Source organism: Actibacterium ureilyticum, from assembly GCF_002285435.1.
GTDB lineage: Bacteria > Pseudomonadota > Alphaproteobacteria > Rhodobacterales > Rhodobacteraceae > Actibacterium_C > Actibacterium_C ureilyticum.
Window position 1 is genome coordinate 486,724 of record NZ_NSBT01000026.1, and the last position, 19,062, is coordinate 505,785.

Genomic DNA, 19,062 nt, shown 5'->3' on the forward strand with positions numbered 1-19,062 from the left:
GACAGCGCTACCACCAATGGGGAATCCGTTCCCGGTCGCGGATGTGATATCATGCGCCCTGCATCGCGGCGACTTTTTTTGCCGCGCCATGCGTTTTTTGACGACCTCTATTTTCGATGACCTAGCCATTTTTCAAGCAAGGAGATTACCATGGTAAGCGAAGAACGCCGTCAGCAATGGCGGGATGCCGGACGCTATGTCGAACTGGCCCAGCCGGGCGACGAAGACCTGGGTCCGCTGAAGCTTTTGCCCGGAACCTGGAAGAATACCGGCGCCTTTGACGGGCGGGGCTGGAACATGATCGCCTTGCCCTTTGCCACCGGCGACGCGCCCTTCAACTATCGCCTGCTGGTGAACCGCTATAACGAGGAGCTGAAATTCTCGTTGGTGGACAAGGGCGTGCCGAACCGCGGGATCGCGCGGCAGCCGGGCGGCGATACGGTCAATACCGATCAGCTCGTCGTGACGCTGGATTACGAGCAGATGATCAAGCAGACCGCGGCCGAAGATCGCGTGGCGACCCCGGTGCCGGCGGGTCAGCCGCTGCCGGAAAGCGGGCTGGCGGGCGATGCGGGGCTGGCCATTCACCACGAACCGGGGCTGTTTCTGAACATGTCCGAGCCGCTGACCGATGGCATCGACATCGCGCGGCTGGGCACGATCCCGCATGGCGATTCCGTGCTGGCGCTGGGGCGCAGCGACATCAGCGACGGTGCGCCCACGATCCCGCCGGTCAACGGGTTGCCGATCGGGGTGTCGATGGATGTGGACAACAACCCCTATCTGGCGCCCTACAAGCATTACCGCGACAACCCGTTCCTGGGGCTGTTCGACCCGGTCGCGCCGCAGGCGCTGCTGAGCGCGGGCATGCCGGGCAACATCGTGCGCACCACCAAGCTGGAGATGGACACGACGCTGGATCACGCGGGCATCGTGAACATCCCTTTCATCGTGCGCCAGGCGAACGCGGCGACGATGAAGTCGACCTTCTGGATCTGCGAGCTGGACGAGGTCGACGCCAGTGGCGATCCCAAGCTGGTGCTGATGTATCTGCAGGTGATCATGCTGGATTTCTTCCCGCGTTTCGACGGGGCGGCGGGGCTGATCCGCTGGCCGCATGTCAGTATCAACGCGATGGAGAAAGCCGAACCGCCGACCAAGGAGAAGGCGGAAATGCCCGCCGTGTAGCGGGCATTCAGTAAGGGGTGGGGCGGGGCGCCCTTTTTCAGCAGGTTAGGGCGCCCCGAACTTTTGGCTTCAGCCGTCGAAGTCGACTTCTTCGACCAGTTTCAGCGCTTCGGCGCGGTGGGCGGCCAGATCCATCATGTTGACACCATCGGCGTCAAAGCTGCCCCAGCCCGCGACGATTTCCGACGGCTGGGTTTCCGGGCCGACGGGGTATTCGTAATTCGCCTCGGCATAGATTTCCTGTGCCTTGGGCGAGGCCAGGAATTCGATCAGCTTGACGGCATTGTCGCGGTTCGGCGCGGATTTGGTCAGCGCCACGCCCGACACGTTCACATGGGTGCCGGCGCCTTCGAAGACGGGGAACAGCACGTTGACGGAATTCGCCCATTCCTGCTGCTCTTCGTCTTCCAGCATCTTGCCCATGTAATAGGTGTTGCCCAGGCTGATATCGCATTCACCGGCCCAGATCGCCTTGACCTGTGCGCGGTCATTGCCCTGGGGTTTGCGCGCCAGGTTGGCCTTGACCCCTTCGAGCCAGGTCTTGGTCGCCTCGGCCCCGTGATGTTCGATCATCGCCGACACCAGCGCCAGCGTATAGGCATGGGTGCCCGAACGGGTGCAGATCCGGCCCTTCCATTTCGGGTCGGCCAGGTCCTCGTATGTGGTCACGTCTTCGGGGCTGACGCGGTCCTTGCTGGCATAGACGATGCGCGCGCGGGTGGTCACGCCGAACCACTGGTTGTCGGGGTCGCGGAATTCGGCCGGGATATTGGCGGTCAGCACGTCGCTTTCCAGCGGCTGGGTCACGCCAGCCTCGACCGCACCGGCCAGGCGCGAGATGTCGACGGTCAGGATCACATCGGCGGGCGAGCGGTCGCCCTCGGCCAGAAGCCGTTCGACCATGCCCTTGTTCAGGAAGGCGACATTGGTCTTGATGCCGGTTTCCTCGGTAAAGGCGTCCAGCAGCGGCTGGATCAGTTCGGGCTGGCGATAGGAATACAGGTTGACCTCGTCGGCCTTGGCCGTGGCGGTCACTGCGGTCAGCGCGGTTGCCGCCAGAAGGGTGCGGGAAAACAGCATGAATATCCTCCGTTTCTGTTCGCGCCCGCTTAAACCCGACCGAATTAGTCGGGTCAATACCTGAATTATTTTATCAGCTAATTTGCCGACTGTTTTTCCCGCGCCTTCACCGCGTCCCAGATCGCGTCCATTTCCGCCAGATCCGACTGTTCGGGTGTCTTGCCACGGGCGCGCAGCGTGTCCTCGATCGCGCCGAAACGGCGGGTGAACTTGGCATTTGCGGCGCGCAGGGCTTCCTCGGGGTCGATATCCAGGTGCCGCGCCAGGTTCGCCATCACGAACAGAAGGTCGCCGAATTCCTCGAACCGGTGGGCGGGGTCGGTGGCGGCGCGCAGCTCGTCGGCCTCTTCCACGATCTTGTCGATCACATTTTCGGTATCGGGCCAGTCGAACCCCACCCGGGCCGCGCGTTTCTGCAGCTTGACCGCGCGCATCAGCGCCGGCAGGCCGATGGCCACGTCGTCCAGCACCCCGTGGCGGGCCTTGGCCGCGCGTTCGGCGGCCTTGATCTGTTCCCAGTCGCGGGTCTGCTGTTCGGGGGATTTGTCGCGGCTTTCGTCGCCGAACACATGCGGGTGCCGCGCGACCATCTTGTCCGACATCGTGTCGGCCACTTGATCGAAGGTGAACAGCCCCTTTTCGGCTGCCATCTGGGCGTGAAACACCGATTGGAACAGCAGATCGCCCAATTCGCCCTTCAGCTCGTCCCAGGCCTGCCGCTCGATGGCGTCGGCGACCTCATAGGCTTCCTCGATCGTATAGGGGGCGATGGTGGCGAAATCCTGTTCGATGTCCCACGGGCAGCCGGTTTCTGGATCGCGCAGGCGGCGCATGATTTCCAGCAGCCGGGGCATGCCGCCATTGGGGTCGTGGATCAGGGCGTCGTCGGTCATGGGGCGGCTCCGGGTCTGTGATGCCCCGGACCCTGCCGGGCGGGGGCGGCAAAGTCCAGCCCGCGCGCCCCCTCGACATCGCGCCGTGCCAGGGCTAGCTTCTGCGGGACGGGAAATGCGGCGAAGGTTCGGAATGCTGGTGAAAAGATTTGCGGCCGTCTTGGCGGTGCTGGGTGTGCTGTTCGTGGCGGGGTGCGGGGCGCCGGGGCGCGACGTGCCGGTCACGCGAGCCGATATCGATGCGTTGGCCACGGCGATCACCGGCATGGGCGCGGGCGTGGACCCGGTCGAGGCGACCCGCGCGGCCGAGATCGCCTTTACCCATACCAAGGTTCTGGCGGCCGAATATGAAATCACCGATCCGCCGCTGATCCACAACATGAAGGTCAATCAGGGCCTGCGCCCGCGCGGGCTGTGCTGGCACTGGGCCGAGGACATGCAGGCCCGCCTGGCGCAGGAGGGGTTCCAGACCCTGAGCCTGCACCGGGCGATTGCCAATGCCGACAACCCGTTCCGCATCGACCACAGCACCGTGATCGTCAGCGCGCGGGGCGATGCGTTCACCGACGGCATCGTTCTGGACCCGTGGCGCGAGGGCGGGCAGCTGCACTGGACCCCCACGCTGCAGGATGACAGCTACACCTGGGTTCACCGGCAAGAGGTCTTTGCCGACCGCCGCGCCCAGATGGCCCGCAAGGGGCTGGCGCCCTGATCCCGTGCCCCGGGCGGGCGGTTCACAATTCGCCAAGGGCTTCGCGCTATCTGCTGAAATTTTGGGCGCCTGATGCCGTTATTGGCGGCGGGCGGGTCAAGGAATTTGACTGTTTGGGCAAAAAAGATGTTCAAATGCCCAAAAAGCAGGAGAGGGAAATGATCAAAACCACCACAAGGCGGGCTGTGCTTGCCGCAATTGTCGCGGGCGCATCGCTGATGTCCGCCGGGGCCGCGCTGGCCGAAAAGGTCAAGGTCGCCGCGATCTATACGCTGCCGGTCGAGCAGCAATGGATCAGCCGCATCCACAAGGCGCTGAACACCGCCGCCGAGCGGGGCGATATCGACTATGTCTTTTCGGAAAACGTCGCCAACACCGATTATGAACGCGTGATGCGCGAATATGCCGAACAGGGCGTTCAGTTGATCATGGGCGAGGTGTTCGGCCTGGAACGCGCCGCGCGCAAGGTCGCCAAGGATTACCCCGACACGGCGTTTCTGATGGGCTCGTCCTTTGGCCCGGTTGCGCCGAATTTCTCGGTCTTCGACAACTGGATACACGAGCCGTCCTATCTGACCGGCATGGTGGCCGGGGCGGCGACGGAATCGAACGTGATCGGCATGGTCGGCGGCTATGCCATCCCCGAGGTGAACCGCCTGATGCACGCCTTCATGGATGGCGCGCGCGAGGTGAACCCCGATGTCACCTTCATCGTGAACTTCATCGACAGCTGGTATGACCCGCCCAAGGCCAAGGAAAGCGCCTTTGCCATGATGGATGCGGGCGCGGACGTGATGTATGCTGAACGCTTCGGCGTGTCGGATGCCGCTGTTGAACGGGGCGTGAAAGCCATCGGCAACGTGATCGACACGGCGGGCGCCTATCCCGGCACGATCATGGCCTCGGCCCTGTGGCACATGGAGGCGACGGTCGACAAGGCGATTTCCAACGTCGCGGCGGGCACGTTCGAGGCCGCCGATTACGGCCAGTACAGCTTCATGGCCTATGGCGGCGGGTCGCTGGTGATGGATGAAAGCCTGGTCGCGCCGGAGACCGTCGAGGCGGTGAAGGCGAAAGAGGCCGAGATCATGGACGGGCTGTTCCGCGTCAACGTGAACGACGACCGCCCGGTTTCCGACAATTGACCCATCGGGGCCGGCGCGGGTGTGCCGACCCCCTGACATTCCATGACAGATCACACGGTTCTTCGGCTGAACGGGCTGTCCAAGCGTTTTGGAACGGTTCTGGCCAACGACGATGTCAGCCTTGCCCTGCACCGGGGCGAGGTTCTGGCGCTTTTGGGCGAAAACGGCGCGGGCAAGACCACGCTGATGAACATGCTGTTCGGCCATTACCTGCCCGATGCGGGCACGGTTCAGGTCGCGGGGCCGGACGGGGTATTGGCGCCGCTGCCGCTGGGGCATCCTCAGGCCGCGCTGGCGGCGGGCATCGGCATGGTGCACCAGCATTTCACCCTGGCCGAGAACCTGAATGCGCTGGACAATATCACGCTGGGCTCCGAACCCTTGCGCGCTCTCCGGCGCGACCGCAAATCCGCGCGGCAAAAGATCGAGGGCATCATCGCCCGCAGCGGCCTGAGCGCGCCGCTGAACGTGCCCGTGGGGCGGCTGTCGGTGGGCGAATGCCAGCGGGTCGAGATCCTGAAGGCGCTTTACCGCGATGCCCGTATCCTGGTGCTGGACGAACCCACCGCCGTGCTGACCCCGCAAGAGGCCGACACGCTGTTTGACAACATCAAGGCGATGACGCGTGACGGGCTGTCGGTGATTTTCATCAGCCACAAGCTGCGCGAGGTGCTGGCCTTTTCCGACCGGATCGCCGTGCTGCGCCATGGCCGCAAGGTGGGTGAAATGGCGACCGCCGACGCGGACGAGGGGGCGATTGCCCGGATGATGGTGGGCGCCGACACGCCGAAGGTCGCGCGCGAGGCGATGGCACCGGGTGCGCCGGTTCTGCAGTTGCAGGGCGTCACGGTGCCGGGACGGTCGCCGCGCGACACGCTGACCGATGTGACCATGACCGTGCACGCGCATGAGATTCTGGGGATTGCGGGGATATCAGGCAACGGCCAATCGGCGCTGGCGCGGGTGATCTCGGGCCTGGCGGTGCCGCAGAACGGCACGATCCGGGTGGGCGAGGAACAGATAGCGCGGCCGGGTCCCGCGACGATGGTGCGCGCGGGCGTGGGCCGCATCCCCGAGGACCGCCATCACGAAGGCATCGTCGGCGCGATGAGTGTGGCCGAGAACATGGTGATCGAACGGCTGGACGATCCGTCGGTGCAGGCGCGCGGGCTGTTGCGGCGCGGCGCGATCCGCGCCCATGCCGAGGCTCTGGCGCGCGCCTATGACGTGCGCGGCCCCGGCGTCGATGCGCGGGCGCGGCTGCTGTCGGGCGGCAATATCCAGAAGCTGATCCTGGCCCGTGTGTTCGAACATGCACCGCGCCTGATCCTGGCCAACCAGCCGACGCGCGGTCTGGATATGGGCGCCGCGGCCGAGGTCGGCCGCCGCCTGTTGCAGGCCCGCGCGCGGGGGGCGGGGGTCGTCCTGATATCCGAGGATCTGGACGAGGTGCTCAGCCTGGCTGACCGCATTCTGGTCATCCGCGACGGCCAGCTTGTCGACACCCACAGCCATGACCGCGAAAGGATCGGCCTGATGATGGCAGGAGAGCCCGCATGATCCGGATCGAGGCGCGCCCGTCCACGCCCCGCGCGATGACACTGGGCATCCCCGTCCTGTCGGCGCTGATCGCGCTGGCCCTTGCCGCGATCCCGCTGCTGGCGGCAGGGGCCAACCCCATCGCCGCCTATGGCGAGATGCTGCGCGGCGTCTTCGGCTCGGTCTTTGCCGTGTCGGAAATGCTGACCCGCGCCACGCCGCTGATCTTCACCGGGCTGGCCGCCGCGCTGGCCTTTCGCGCCAGGCTGTGGAACATCGGGGCCGAGGGGCAGCTTTATCTGGGTGCGATGGCCGCTGTGGCCGTGGGATCGGGCGCGCTGGACATTCCGGGGCTGTTCCTGTTGCCGCTGATCGTCGTGCTGGGCGCGGCGGCCGGGGCGGCGGGGATGGTGGTGCCGACCTTCCTGAAGGTGCGGTTCGGCGCGGATGAGGTCGTGACGACCCTGCTGCTGAATTTCATCATCCTGATCTTCCTGCAAATGATGTTGGAGGGGCCATTGCAGGACCCGATGGGGCTGGGCTGGCCGCAATCGGCGCCGGTGCTGGATCAGGGCATGCTGCCGCCGCTGATGGACCGGATGCGGGTGCATGCGGGGCTGATCGTGGCGCTGGTGCTGGCCGTGCTGGCGCAATTCATGCTGGCGCGCTCGGTCTGGGGGTTCAGGCTGCGCGCGGTGGGCGAAAACGCCGCCGCCGCGCGCCATGCGGGGATCGGCGTGAACCGGTCGCTCTTTGGTGTGGCGATCCTGTCGGGCGGGCTGGCGGGGCTGGCCGGTGTCAGCGAGGTTGCGGGGCTCAAGGGCTATCTGACCGCCGATCTGTCGCCCGGTTTCGGCTATACCGGCATTGTCGTGGCGATGCTGGCGGGGCTGTCGCCCGCAGGCGTGGTCATCGCGGCGCTCTTCATCGCGTCGGTCTTCGTGGGCGCCGACAGCATGAGCCGCGCGATGGGCGTGTCGTCCTTCCTGGCCGATCTGGTGGTGTCGATGTCGCTGCTTTGCGTGCTGGTGGGGGGCTTTATCGCCCGTTACCGGCTGGTCTGGGTGCGCGCGGGAAAGGCCGCGCGATGATGGATCTGTTGAACATCCTGCTCAGCGAAAGCTTCTGGGCCGCCAGCCTGCGCATCGCCACGCCGCTGATCTTTGGCGTGCTGGGCGCGCTGATCTGCGAACGGGCAGGCGTCCTGAACCTGGGGATCGAGGGGATCTTTGTCGTCGGCGCGATGAGCGGCTGGATGGCGGTCTGGCTGGGCGCGGGCCTGTGGGGCGGGGTGCTGGTGGCGGCACTGGCCGGGGCGTTCTTTGGCCTGTTGCACGCGATCCTGACCGTGCCGCTTGGCCTGTCGCAGCATGTATCGGGGCTGGGGATCACGCTGTTTGCGACCTCGGTCAGTTATTTCTCGTACCGCACGGCGCTGCCCAACGTGTCGTCCCCGCCGCGGATCGAACCGTTCCAGCCGCTGGATGTGCCGATCCTGTCGGACCTGCCGTTCCTGGGCCCGGTGCTGTTTCAGCAAACCGCGCTGACCTGGCTGGCGCTTCTGATGGTCGCGCTGGTCTGGTACGTGATGAACCGCACCGCCTTGGGCGTGGCGATCCAGGCGGTGGGCGACAATCCCGACAGCGTCGATGCCCAGGGGCTGTCGGTCTATGGCCTGCGCATGGGCGCGATTGTCGCCGGTTCGGCGCTGATGGCGTTGGGCGGCGCGTTCCTGACCATGTCGGCCTTTGACGCGTTCTTCTTCGGCATGGTGAACGGGCGCGGCTGGGTCTGTATCGCGCTGGTGATCTTTGCCAGTTGGCGGCCCGGCAAGGCGTTGCTGGGCGCGTTGCTTTTCGGGGCCTTCGATGCGTTGCAGGTCCGGCTTCAGGCGGAAATGGGCGCGCTGGTGCCGGGGCAGATTTTCCTGATGGTGCCCTATATCCTGTCGATCATCGCGCTTGTGCTGACAGCACGATCGGCCGACTATCCCCGCGCATTGCTGACCCCCTGGTTCAAGGGCCAGAGATAGGAGCCCCCATGTTCGACTTGATCGTGAAGAACGCGACCCTTCCCAATGGCCAGACGGGGGTGGACATCGCCTGTGCCGAGGGGCGGATCGCGGCGATAGAGGCCGGGATCGGGGCCGAGGCGCGTCAGGTGATCGACGCGCGCGGCAACCTGGTCTCGCCCCCGTTTGTCGACCCGCATTTCCACATGGATGCGACCCTGTCGCTGGGCACGCCACGGATGAATGTCTCGGGCACGCTCTTGGAAGGCATCGCGCTTTGGGGCGAGCTGAAGCCGCTGCAATCGGTCGATGACATCATCGCCCGCGCCATGCGCTATTGCGATCTGGCGGTGGCCAAGGGGATCGGCGCGATCCGCAGCCATGTGGACACTTGCGACGATGAATTGAAGGGCGTGCAGGCGCTGCTCGAGGTGCGCGAGCGGGTCAAGGACTACCTCGATCTGCAGCTGGTGGCGTTCCCGCAGGATGGCGTCTTGCGCGACCCCAAGGCGATGGCCAACACGATCCGCGCGCTGGATATGGGCGTCGATGTGGTGGGGGGGATCCCGCATTTCGAACGCACCATGGCCGATGGCGCAGAGTCGGTGCGGCTGTTATGCGAAATCGCCGCCGAGCGCGGGCTGATGGTCGACATGCATTGCGACGAAACCGACGATCCGCTCAGCCGCCATATCGAAACCCTGGCGTTCGAGACCCAGCGGCTGGGCCTGCAGGGGCGGGTGGCCGGATCGCATCTGACCTCGATGCATTCGATGGACAATTACTATGTCTCGAAGCTGATCCCGCTGATGGTCGAGGCCGGGGTGCACGCCATCCCCAACCCGCTGATCAACATCATGTTGCAGGGCCGGCATGACACTTACCCCAAGCGGCGCGGCCAGACCCGCGTGCGCGAGCTGCGCGATGCGGGCATCACCGTGGGCTTCGGCTCGGACTGTGTGATGGACCCGTGGTATTCGCTGGGCCGCGCCGACATGCTGGATGTGGCCTTCATGGGACTGCATGTGGGGCAGCTGGCCAGCCGGTCCGACATGGCGTGGTGTTTCGATGCGGTGACCGTGAATTCGGCGCGGATCATGGGGCTGGAGGGCTATGGCCTGACCAAGGGCTGTGCCGCCAATTTCGTGCTGCTACAGGCCGCTGACCCGATCGAGGCGATCCGCCTGCGCGCCCACCGCATCGCCGTGGTGCGCGCGGGCCGGGTGATTTCCCGCTCGGACCCCGTGACCTATGATCTGGACACCAACGGCCCGATCTGGACCCTGGACGAGGCGCGGCTGCGCTAGGCGTCCAGCTCGACCCAGACCGGCACGTGATCCGACGGCTTTTCGCGGCCGCGAATGTCCTTGTCGATCTGGCAATCCCGCAGCAGATCGGCGGCCTGCGGGGTCAGCAGCAGGTGGTCGATCCGGATGCCGTCATTGCGGTTCCACGCGCCCGCCTGGTAATCCCAGAAGCTGTAGTGATCGGGGCCCAGCGTGCGGGCGCGAAACGCCTCGGTAAAGCCCAGGTTCAGGATGCGGCGGAACGCGGCGCGGCTTTCGGGACGGGCCAGCGCATCCTCGCGCCAGGCCTCGGGGCGGGCGGCATCCTCATCCTGGGGGATGATGTTGTAATCGCCCGCCATGATCGCCGGTTCCTCGGCCGCCAGCAGATCCTGCGCGCGGGCGTGCAGCCGGTCCATCCAGGCCAGCTTATAGTCGTATTTCGGGCCGGGGCAGGGGTTCCCGTTGGGCAGGTACAGGCCACAAAGCCGCACGGCGGTCTTGCCCACCACCGTCGCCTCGATCCAGCGGGCCTGTTCGTCGCTGTCGTCGCCGGGCAGGCCGCGCGTCACGTCCTCCAACGGCAGCTTGGACAGGATCGCCACCCCGTTGAAGCTTTTCTGGCCATGGGTTTCGACGTTATAGCCACGCTCCTCGAACGGCTCGCAGGGGAAGTTTTCGTCGACCGACTTGATCTCCTGCAACAGCGCCACATCGGGCTGCGCCTCGTCCAGCCAGTCCAACAGCGCCTGGATCCGCGCCTTGATGCCGTTGATGTTGAAAGTGGCGATTTTCATGCAGGGTCTCCGGTTTGTCGCCCTATTCCTAGTCATTCCCACGGGCAGGTCAAACCGGTCTGCGGCTTGTCATCCAAACTTGCGGGGAAATCGGCTATGGATTTTCCCTGACCGGTCCGCCTGCGGATGTGCACAGTGACAAGGACCGGCGCAGATGGTGGAGGACCCTTATGTTGAAATTCCTGTTCGGTGGCCGCAAACCGGCCGAGGCAAAGCCCGAAACCCAGCGCGAGGCGTTCGCGCGGCTGGTGGGCGACCTGAACGAGGCGATTGTCGCTTTGCCCGAGAAACCGAAATTCGTGATCGACCCCGAAACCGGCGGGTTCGAGCTGGTCCTGCCCGAGCAACTGCCGGACGAAGCACTGGCGCTGCCCGCGCCGGAGGTGGAAGTGCCTGAGCTGGAGGAGAGTGTCGAGGAGGTGGCGGAAGAGGCGGCCGAGAAGGACACCGCCGCCGCCTGATCGCGGAACAAACCGGGGCCGCACGGCCCGCCGGCTTCAACCGACAGGCAAGCCAACCGCCTTGCGTCCGGCTTCGTCCTTCAGCGAAAAATCCCCGCCATCATGGGCGCGCGCGGCGTCGGTGGTCAGCCACGCGATGGCCTTGGCGACCCATTCGGCGGGGATGTGGGTGTCCCAGTCCAGCTGGCTGACGGGGTTGATGCCTGACGCCCGGATCGCGCGCTGCATGTCGGTCGCGACGGTGCCGGGGCTCAGACCGATGACGTTCACGCCGCTGGGGCTCAGTTCCTTGTGCGCGGTGCGTGTCAGGCTCAGCAGCGCGGCCTTGGTCGCGCAGTAGTGTGACCAGCCCTCCAGCGCAGAGGTCGCGGCGCCCGACGAGATGTTGATGACCAACCCCCCGCCATGGGCCACCATGCCGGGCACGACGGCGCGCAGCATGTGAAACGCGCCTTTGACATTCACGTCGACCACCTTGCCCCAGGCCAGCGGGTCGGCCTCGGCGATCCGGGCAATCGGGTCGATCAGGCCCGCGTTGTTCAACAAGATGTCGATGCGCCCGAACGCGTCCTGTGCCCGGGCGACGGTAGCGGACGCCTGCGCCCAGTCGGACACGTCGCAGGACAGCCCGATGGCGCGCGGGCCGATTTCGGTGGCAAGGCGCCGCACGGCATCCCCGCTGCGGGCGGCCAGCACGACATTTGCGCCAAGGCTGGCCAGGTGCCGCGCCGTGGCGGCGCCGATGCCGCGGCTGGCGCCGGTGATCAGGGCGGTCTTGCCGTTCAGGTCGATGTCTTGGGTCATATTCTTTGTTCCTGTGGGGGGGCAATTCTGGGCAAGGGCGACGATATGGGCGCGGAGCCGAACCCCGTCCCGCACCGCACCGATGTTATGACCCGGATGCCGGGTCGTCGTGGCCTCGTCCGAAAAGTCGTCGGCCCCCGCCGTACTGCCGATATCGACAGCGAAGCCCAGCATGCTTTCGTCTGGTATCACGGTCTGCGCCGGCTGGGCCTTGGCAGGGGGGCGGTCAGTGTTCGGATCCGGGCTGCGGGTTTATTCGTTCGGACCCTTGAAGCCGTCGACACGGCCCCAGTGGCAGGGCACGTTGGTGTCGGGCACCCCATCGCATTGCACCAGATCGAACCGGGCATCCAGCGTCACGGCGAAACCGGTGGGTGAGCCGAGAAAGGCGATGAAATCCATGCCGTGATCCAGGCGCAATACCTCGCCGGTCACGTGAAAGCCCACAACTTCGATCTGATCATAATTGGGGATGAACTCGGGGTAGTTGCGACGGTTCACCATCTCGAAATCCAGGGTTACGGGGGCGGTGACGCCGTGCAGATCAAGATCGCCAATCAGCTTGCCCGTCGTCGGGGTCAGCATCTGCACCGCGGTCGAGGTGAAGCTGATTTCCGGATAGGCGTCGACATTCAGATAATCCGCGTTTCGGATGTGGTTGTCGCGGCCTACATGGTTGCTGTCGACCGATGCTGCGTTGATTGTGAACGTGATCTTGGAGTTCGCCGGATCGTCCTCGTCGATCATGAAGGTGCCGTCGAACGCGTTGAACCGACCCACGGTGTTGGCCATGTTCATGTGGTCGATTTCCCAGCCGATATGGGCATGGCCCAGATCGAGCGTCCATTCCACGGGCTCGGCATGGGCAAGGTTTCCGGCAAGGATTGCGGTCGTCAGGATGGTGCTGCGTAGCATGGTGATGTCCTTTCAAAGGGTGGGGCGCCTCAGACGGCGCGGTCGTCGGGATGGATCCAGGCAAAGGGTTCGACGGGCGCATCCAGATCGGTATGGGCCAGCGCGTTGGTGAAGTTGCTGAGCAGCTTGGTGGCCAGGCCGGTCAGCACCTCAAGCGCCTGGCGCCGGTCGTATCCGGCATCCAGAAAGCGCTGCAGGGCGGCATCGCCCACATGCCCGCGATTTTCGATCAACTGCCGGGCAAAGACCCGCAGCGCCTGAAGCTAGCGGTCCGCGATGGGCGTGCCGTCGCGCAGCGCGTCGATGATGGCCTCATCGGCCCCGATCATCTGCATCAGCATCGAATGCCCGGCGGTGCAGTAATGGCAGCGGTTTTCGTAATTCGCCGTCTGCATGACCACGTGCTGTTCCAGCGGCGACAGCGTGGTCTCTTCGGCGAAGATGCGGAAAGTCTCCAGATAGGCCCGGTATGTCGCGGGGGCGGCGGCCATGATCTGGTGCAGTTTGGGGTGAAACCCGTAAGCCTTTATCGATGCGTCGATCAGGGGGGCGCTTTCCGCCGGGGCGGTGTCCCTGGTGTGATAGGTGAAGTTGGTCATGGTGATCCCGGTTTTATGGGGGGGTGAACGGATGCCGGCGGCGCCTCAGCCCGCGAAATGCGCGTCGATGGTGGCCAGTGCCTCGGCCATGCCGGCCTGGGCCGTGGCGGGGTCGGCGGTTGTGGCCTCGACCGCGAAGGTCTCGACCGATGTCATCCCCATGAAGTTCAGCAGCAACGTCAGATAGGGACGCATGAAGTCATAGCTTTCCAGCGGCCCGCCGGGCGCATAGCCCCCCGCGCCATAGGCATGGGCGACATAGACGGGCCGGTCTGCGACCAGCCCACGGAACTGACCGTCTTCGAAGGCGAAGGTGTGGTTGATCCGCATGACATGATCGACCCAGGCCTTCAGCGCGGAAGGAATAGAAAAGTTGTAGATCGGCGCAGAGATCACCACCGCATCCGCGGATTTGAGCTCGGCGATCAGCGCGTCGGACAGTGCCAGCGCCGCGTCAAGGTCGGGGGTCAGCTGTTCGGGCGGGGTATAGAACCCCTGGATGGTCTCATTGACGATATGCGGCAGGGGCGCGGCGGCCAGATCGCGGGTGATGATGCGCGCGTTGGGCTGCCGGTCCTGCAAATGCGCGACGATCCGGTCGGCCAATGCGCGGCTGCAGGAGCCGCCGGATACCGGGCGGGCAGAGCTGTCGATGCGAAGAATATGTGTCATGTCGGGCGTTCCTTGGTTGCGGTCGGCCCGTTTTCGTTCATGTGCGACTTGCGAAAAAGCGGGCTGCAGGCCAATCTGTCGTGCACATCTTGCACGAATGGGGTGGCAATGGACGATCAGCTTCTCAGAACGGCGCTTCTGGTTGCGCGGGCGGGGTCCTTTGCCGCCGCCGCCCGTCAGGTCGGGGTGGACCCCTCGTCGATCTCGCGCCAGGTCGCGGCATTGGAAGACGCGCTGGGCATCGTGATCTTCGAACGGACGACCCGGCGGCTTGACCTGACCGATGCGGGGCGTCTGTATCTGGACCGCGTGGCCTCCGCGCTGGAGGCAATGGACGAGGCCGCCGACGCGGCCCGCGATGCAATGTCCGCGCCCTCGGGGCTGCTGCGGGTGACGGCATCGGTGGCCTTTGGCGAGCGGTGGCTGATACCGCGCGTGGCCAGCTTTCGCGCCGCCTATCCGGGCATCGATCTGGACCTGATCCTGTCGGATGCCGTGGTCGATCTGGCGGGCGATGGCATCGATCTTGCCCTGCGGCTTGGGCCGCGGCCTCAGACCGGCGCGATGGTGACGGCAAAGCTGTTCGACACCCCCTATCGCGTGGTGGCCGCGCCCGCGTATCTTGCGCGGGCGGGGCGCCCGGAAACCCCCGCGGATCTGGCGCGGCACGACGGGCTGTTGTTTCGTCTGCCCGTCTTTCGCAGCCCTTGGCATTTTCGCCGTGCCCAGGGTGCAGAGACCGTGCAGGCGCTGCCGCGCACGGCGCTGACGATTTCGAACGCGCTGGCGATCCGCCGCGCGGCGCTGGCCGGAATGGGGGTGGCGCTGATGGCGGATTGGACCATCGTCGAGGATATCGCATCCGGAGCGCTGATCGATCTGTTTCCCGACTGGCAGGTCAGCGCGGGCCCGTTCGACAGCGCCGCCTGGGTCGTCTATCTGTCACGGGCCTATGTCCCGATGCGGCTGCGGGTCTTTATCGATCATCTTCGGCGGTGAACGCGGCCCTCTTCAAAGGTCCAACAGCCGCCAGCCACAGCGCATCCACTTTGCGCAGTTCGGCGGGGTCGCAGGCGCCGGGGGCCTCCCAATACCGGCCCGAGGCGACCATGTAGCCCAACGCCGCCTCGCGCGCGTCGGCCAGTGCGGCCAGGTCGGCGTCATGCGGCGCGGGGCGGTCGGGCAGGGTGTCGGGCCGTGCGCGCGGGCAGATCAGGCGGCTGGGGCCGTCTGACAGGTTCACGACCGCACAGCCCTGCCGCGCGGCGTGGATCATCAGCCGGGCCGATTTGCCTTCGAGCGATTGCAGGGTCGGATCGTCGCGCAGCGGGTCGGGCGTGCCGGTGCCATAGAAATGCGTCTGTCCGCTGGGCGCATAGGTCATGTCGCAGCCGAAATAGGCGATCAGGCGCGGGCGCAGCGCGTGCAGCGCCCAGTAGCCGGCGGTAAAGGCCATCGTCCCGCCGGTATAGATCACCCCGCCGAACGCGTTCTGGGCTGGGACGAACTCTGCCGCCTGAACCCGAGGACGCGGGCAGGGGGGCGGCTTGCGGGTGTCGGGGAAATCCTCGGGGAAGATCGCATGGTCCCAATCGGGGCGCACCTGCCAGGCGTTGTTGATGGCGACGATCGCATCGAACGGCGCGCGCGGCCAGGCACGGCAGGCGGTCACGTCGGGGCCGCTGCCCAATATCAGCACTCGTGTCATCGCGCCCCTCGGCCAGTCTCAGCCCTTGGTTCTAGCGCGGGTCGGGCGCTTCGCCAGCCTGTGCGATGGCGGTGCCCGCGGCCCAGCCCGACGACCACGCCCATTGGAAGTTATAGCCGCCCAGCCAGCCGGTCACGTCCACGACCTCGCCCACGAAATAAAGCCCCGGTTGGTGTTTGCTTTCCATCGTTCGGGCGTTCAGCCCATCGGTATCGACCCCGCCCAGCGTGACCTCGGCCGTGCGGTACCCTTCCGATCCGGTGGGGCGCAATTCCCAGGCCTGCAGCGCGTCGGCCATGGGGCGCAAGGCGGCGTCGGACAGATCGGCCATATTGCCGCGCCAGCCATGCAGCTCGCACAGATAGGTCGCCAGTTTGCCGGGCAGACAGGTGGCCAGCATGGTCGAGATATTGCGCGCCCCGGCCTCGGCCCGGAGCCCGCGCAGCGTGTCGAACGCGTCAGCCTCGGGCAGCAGGTTCAGGGTGATCGCGTCCCCCTCGCGCCAGAAGCTGGAGATCTGCAGGATCGCCGGACCCGACAGCCCGCGATGGGTGAACAGCACCGCCTCGTCGAAACTGGCGCCGCCTGCGTTGACGCGGGCGGGCAGGGCGACACCGGAAAGCGCCTTGAACCGGTCGCCAAAGGTCAGCGGCACCAGCGCGGGCCGCGTGTCGGTGATGGCGTGCCCGAACTGCCGCGCGATGTCATAGCCCAGCCCCGTCGCGCCCATCTTGGGGATGGATTTGCCGCCCGTCGCGACGACCAGGTTGCGGGCGCGCACCATCCCGCCGGGGGTCAGCGTCACGCGGAATCCGGTCCCATCGTGGCTGATCGCGCCGACCTCGGTCCCGCAGCGCAGCTCGGCCCCCGCCGCGCGCAGCTCGGCCAGCAGCATCGCGATGATGTCCTTGGCCGAGTGGTCGCAAAACAGCTGGCCCAGCGTCTTCTCGTGCCAGGCGATGCCATGGCGGCTGACAAGGTCGATGAAATCCCATTGCGTATAGCGCGCCAGCGCCGATTTGGCGAAATGCGGGTTGGCCGACAGGAAATTGCCCGGCCCCGCGTGCAGGTTGGTGAAATTGCACCGCCCGCCGCCGGAAATCCGGATCTTCTCGCCCGGGGTCTCGGCGTGGTCGACCAGCAACGTGCGCCCGCCGGTATGGGCGGCACACATCAGGCCAGCGGCCCCGGCGCCAAGGATGATCGTGTCGTAATCCTGCATCTTGCGCCCCGAAGATCACAAGCTTTGCGGCGGTGCAATAGCCGCTACTTGCGCGCGAAAATGCGCCCGATATGCGCCCTTAGACCTGAAAACGGTGAAGTCACATCTGTCAGATCCGTGAGCTTGGCCATCTCTTGCAGCAAGATGACATTGTGAATCGGTACCTTCGCGCGGTTATTCAGCTGTAGCTGGGGGTCTTGAACCTTGTTGAGAGTATCCATCGCCTCGGCAAGATATTCCGGGGACAACAGCCCGGCCGGTATACAATCGACGTTATTCTGAAGCTGTTTGGCGAGCGCTGCGAAAGCCGATCGCATCGTGCAGGTCGCGCTGACATGCATCGAGTCCGATGTGTTCTCGCCGCGATAGATCTTTCCAATTACAGGAGCGTCCAGCGGGACGGTGGTCAGATCTGCAAGGTTTTGTTCTGTCGGGGTCTTGTGGTCCTCATCGAAAGGGATCTGAAGCAGGCCATGATCGAGGTTGTGCATGATGTCGTACAGGATCTGCTTGCTGCGGACTTTGTCCGGTGCCATGGCAAGCGTGCACATATGCGCCGATTTGGCGACCAAGGGTTGGATGTCGATCCTATTCAACGTGGCACTACCGGCATGAAAGCGGGAGCGAAACTCTCGAAAGTAGTTCAGGAAAAGACGGGCTTCATCTTCGTAGTGTGCGGAAATGTCGTTTAGCGTTTCTTCCAGATCGCGCTCCCAGGTTCTGGGATCGGTTGGCATATGCTTGGCGTAGCTGCGGTGCTGGGAACGCACATAGTCCGGGATGTTTGTGGCATCATAAGCGCCACGGAGACTTTCTCCGCCATTTCCGCCATAGGTAACCTTAGTCACGTCACGTGTCGGCAGGGCCAAGGCAATCGGGGCGTATTGCCCGACACTACCGAGTTTCCAGAGGCGGATGATTTGCTCCTCGGTTGTCAGGAGTGGCGCCGAATTTGGCTCGCAGAATCTTAGTGGAACTTTCAGATACTCGGTGATCAGACCGGCAACCTCTGCGTCTTTCGTAAGGTGAATCGACGCAGATGTACCGAATGTGACACGCTCGGCAACGGTGTCGGCATTTGCCTCCGAACTTGTCTTGATGAAACCAATCGCGGCCCGTGAGTCCAGCCCGCCCGAGATATCCACACTCAGATTGCCCGGAAGTTCCGTTAGCAAGGTGCTGGCCCGGTTTCGCCATTCGTTCAGATAAGCGGCAAGGCTTTCGGCGTAGTTTCTTGAGTTTACTATGCCGACCGGGCGCATGGACAAGGTGTGTCTGTCAACGACAATCTTCCCATGTACGGGCAACAGCCTGATTTCCTTGATTGCCGTCTTGAAGCAGGTGAGTTGTTTGAAATTTGCGTGGTTGGTGAACCAAGCCGCAAGCTGTGCGCGATCCGGGGTCAGATCGACACCGTTTGCGCGCAGGGTCTCGGCCAGTTTCAGCCACGAGTTCGACACCGCCCAGTGATGCCCGTCCGTGTAATAGAACAGGCGCATGTTGCCACGGAAATCGGTGTTGATCTCGATCCGGTCACCGGTTCGGACCAGTTCGGCATAACATCCATCCTCATCCTTGCCGATCCGTCTTCCGGTAGCGTTGAAATAGGCCGCGGCGCCGTCCGGACCGACGATGAAATCTGCATCCTTGAAGCCGTATCCGGTAAAGAAATAATCGGGCAGATCCTGCCAGCTGGAAAACACGAAATGGGGATCTGACACGCGATTGATATCCTGAACTCTCTGGCCGGTGCGGCTTCAGCCATACAGCATAACGATTGCGTGAGGTGACGGCAAACAGCTTGGGCGGGAAAATCCAGTGCGGGCTTGCCCCGGCGCGGGGTCGCGCTTAGAACCGTGGGCGAGTGACAGGGGCGCCCGGGTGGCGGGCTGAGACGGACCCTTTGAACCTGAACCGGGTCATGCCGGCGGAGGGAGTCGCGTGTGACCGGGCCCATCGTCCCGCGCGCCGCCCTTCGGAACATCGAATGAGCGGAGGTCGCCTTGACTGATTTCGGAACCGGGCTGGAA

The 19,062-nt window shown here is 64.9% G+C and carries 20 protein-coding genes and 1 riboswitch; of the genes, 9 read left to right on the forward strand and 11 right to left on the reverse strand.

Annotation, left to right across the window (positions count from 1 at the left end; genetic code table 11):
* The first annotated feature begins 150 nt into the window (after positions 1 to 150).
* A complete protein-coding gene (locus CLM60_RS11040; protein WP_095589191.1) occupies positions 151 to 1,188 on the forward strand; it encodes a heme-binding protein in 1,038 nt (345 codons plus the stop codon).
* A 69-nt stretch (positions 1,189 to 1,257) separates the two neighbouring features.
* On the opposite strand, the gene CLM60_RS11045 is transcribed toward CLM60_RS11040, so the two are convergent.
* Positions 1,258 to 2,268, reverse strand: coding sequence for a Fe(3+) ABC transporter substrate-binding protein (locus CLM60_RS11045; RefSeq protein ID WP_095589192.1), 1,011 nt, complete (start codon positions 2,266 to 2,268; stop codon positions 1,258 to 1,260).
* Between the two features lie 77 nt (positions 2,269 to 2,345).
* Positions 2,346 to 3,161: a nucleoside triphosphate pyrophosphohydrolase gene (gene mazG, locus CLM60_RS11050; RefSeq protein ID WP_095589193.1), complete on the reverse strand. Its 816-nt coding sequence runs from the start codon at positions 3,159 to 3,161 to the stop codon at positions 2,346 to 2,348.
* A 133-nt stretch (positions 3,162 to 3,294) separates the two neighbouring features.
* On the opposite strand from mazG, the gene CLM60_RS11055 reads away from it, so the two are divergent.
* The 6 genes from CLM60_RS11055 to CLM60_RS11080 all read left to right on the forward strand — a co-directional run bounded on the left by CLM60_RS11055 (position 3,295) and on the right by CLM60_RS11080 (position 9,875).
* Positions 3,295 to 3,873: a hypothetical protein gene (locus tag CLM60_RS11055; protein WP_245848367.1), complete on the forward strand. Its 579-nt coding sequence runs from the start codon at positions 3,295 to 3,297 to the stop codon at positions 3,871 to 3,873.
* Between the two features lie 158 nt (positions 3,874 to 4,031).
* Positions 4,032 to 5,018 carry a BMP family protein gene (locus CLM60_RS11060; protein WP_245848368.1) on the forward strand — a complete coding sequence of 329 codons (987 nt, stop codon included), beginning with the start codon at positions 4,032 to 4,034 and terminating at the stop codon, positions 5,016 to 5,018.
* 42 nt (positions 5,019 to 5,060) lie between these two features.
* Positions 5,061 to 6,578, forward strand: coding sequence for an ABC transporter ATP-binding protein (locus tag CLM60_RS11065; RefSeq protein ID WP_095589195.1), 1,518 nt, complete (start codon positions 5,061 to 5,063; stop codon positions 6,576 to 6,578).
* Positions 6,578 to 7,648: an ABC transporter permease gene (locus tag CLM60_RS11070; protein ID WP_425427227.1), complete on the forward strand. Its 1,071-nt coding sequence runs from the start codon at positions 6,578 to 6,580 to the stop codon at positions 7,646 to 7,648. Before CLM60_RS11065 ends, CLM60_RS11070 begins: the two co-directional genes overlap by 1 nt.
* The gene (locus CLM60_RS11075; RefSeq protein ID WP_095589359.1) at positions 7,648 to 8,589 is read left to right on the forward strand and encodes an ABC transporter permease; all 942 of its coding nucleotides are present in this window, start codon (positions 7,648 to 7,650) and stop codon (positions 8,587 to 8,589) included. The genes CLM60_RS11070 and CLM60_RS11075 overlap by 1 nt, the downstream gene beginning before the upstream one ends.
* A gap of 8 nt (positions 8,590 to 8,597) precedes the next feature.
* Positions 8,598 to 9,875 (forward strand): amidohydrolase family protein, encoded by a 1,278-nt coding sequence (locus CLM60_RS11080; protein ID WP_095589197.1) that lies wholly within the window; start codon positions 8,598 to 8,600, stop codon positions 9,873 to 9,875.
* Here CLM60_RS11080 and xth read toward each other — a convergent pair.
* Positions 9,872 to 10,651 carry an exodeoxyribonuclease III gene (gene xth / locus CLM60_RS11085; RefSeq protein WP_095589198.1) on the reverse strand — a complete coding sequence of 260 codons (780 nt, stop codon included), beginning with the start codon at positions 10,649 to 10,651 and terminating at the stop codon, positions 9,872 to 9,874. The genes CLM60_RS11080 and xth overlap by 4 nt on opposite strands.
* A gap of 170 nt (positions 10,652 to 10,821) precedes the next feature.
* Between xth and CLM60_RS11090 the strand changes: the two genes are divergently transcribed.
* Positions 10,822 to 11,112, forward strand: a complete 291-nt coding sequence (locus tag CLM60_RS11090) for a hypothetical protein (protein WP_095589199.1) — start codon at positions 10,822 to 10,824, stop codon at positions 11,110 to 11,112.
* 36 nt (positions 11,113 to 11,148) lie between these two features.
* Here the strand turns inward: CLM60_RS11090 and CLM60_RS11095 are convergent, their stop codons facing one another.
* The 5 genes from CLM60_RS11095 to CLM60_RS11110 form a co-directional block, all read right to left on the reverse strand.
* Entirely contained in the window at positions 11,149 to 11,916 is a 768-nt protein-coding gene (locus tag CLM60_RS11095) for an SDR family oxidoreductase (protein ID WP_095589360.1), read from the reverse strand.
* Between the two features lie 252 nt (positions 11,917 to 12,168).
* On the reverse strand, positions 12,169 to 12,831 hold the full coding sequence (locus CLM60_RS11100) for a YceI family protein (RefSeq protein WP_095589200.1): 663 nt from the start codon (positions 12,829 to 12,831) through the stop codon (positions 12,169 to 12,171).
* A 29-nt stretch (positions 12,832 to 12,860) separates the two neighbouring features.
* Positions 12,861 to 13,064, reverse strand: coding sequence for a hypothetical protein (locus CLM60_RS21065; protein WP_217983283.1), 204 nt, complete (start codon positions 13,062 to 13,064; stop codon positions 12,861 to 12,863).
* A gap of 30 nt (positions 13,065 to 13,094) precedes the next feature.
* Entirely contained in the window at positions 13,095 to 13,430 is a 336-nt protein-coding gene (locus CLM60_RS21070) for a carboxymuconolactone decarboxylase family protein (protein WP_217983284.1), read from the reverse strand.
* A 45-nt stretch (positions 13,431 to 13,475) separates the two neighbouring features.
* Complete coding sequence (locus CLM60_RS11110) at positions 13,476 to 14,102, reverse strand: FMN-dependent NADH-azoreductase (protein ID WP_095589201.1); 627 nt, start codon at positions 14,100 to 14,102, stop codon at positions 13,476 to 13,478.
* A gap of 108 nt (positions 14,103 to 14,210) precedes the next feature.
* Here CLM60_RS11110 and CLM60_RS11115 point away from each other — a divergent pair, with 108 nt between their 5' ends.
* Positions 14,211 to 15,101, forward strand: a complete 891-nt coding sequence (locus CLM60_RS11115; RefSeq protein WP_095589202.1) for a LysR family transcriptional regulator — start codon at positions 14,211 to 14,213, stop codon at positions 15,099 to 15,101.
* Here CLM60_RS11115 and CLM60_RS11120 read toward each other — a convergent pair.
* Genes CLM60_RS11120 through CLM60_RS11130 form a run of 3 tightly spaced genes read right to left on the reverse strand, consistent with a single transcriptional unit; the run spans position 15,079 to position 18,753 of the window.
* Positions 15,079 to 15,810 (reverse strand): hypothetical protein, encoded by a 732-nt coding sequence (locus CLM60_RS11120; protein ID WP_095589203.1) that lies wholly within the window; start codon positions 15,808 to 15,810, stop codon positions 15,079 to 15,081. The genes CLM60_RS11115 and CLM60_RS11120 overlap by 23 nt on opposite strands.
* A gap of 31 nt (positions 15,811 to 15,841) precedes the next feature.
* On the reverse strand, positions 15,842 to 17,032 hold the full coding sequence (locus CLM60_RS11125; protein WP_095589204.1) for a BaiN/RdsA family NAD(P)/FAD-dependent oxidoreductase: 1,191 nt from the start codon (positions 17,030 to 17,032) through the stop codon (positions 15,842 to 15,844).
* Positions 17,033 to 17,076: 44 nt separating this feature from the next.
* Positions 17,077 to 18,753: a hypothetical protein gene (locus tag CLM60_RS11130; protein WP_095589205.1), complete on the reverse strand. Its 1,677-nt coding sequence runs from the start codon at positions 18,751 to 18,753 to the stop codon at positions 17,077 to 17,079.
* 138 nt (positions 18,754 to 18,891) lie between these two features.
* Positions 18,892 to 18,985, forward strand: a riboswitch (TPP riboswitch).
* Positions 18,986 to 19,062 lie beyond the last annotated feature (77 nt).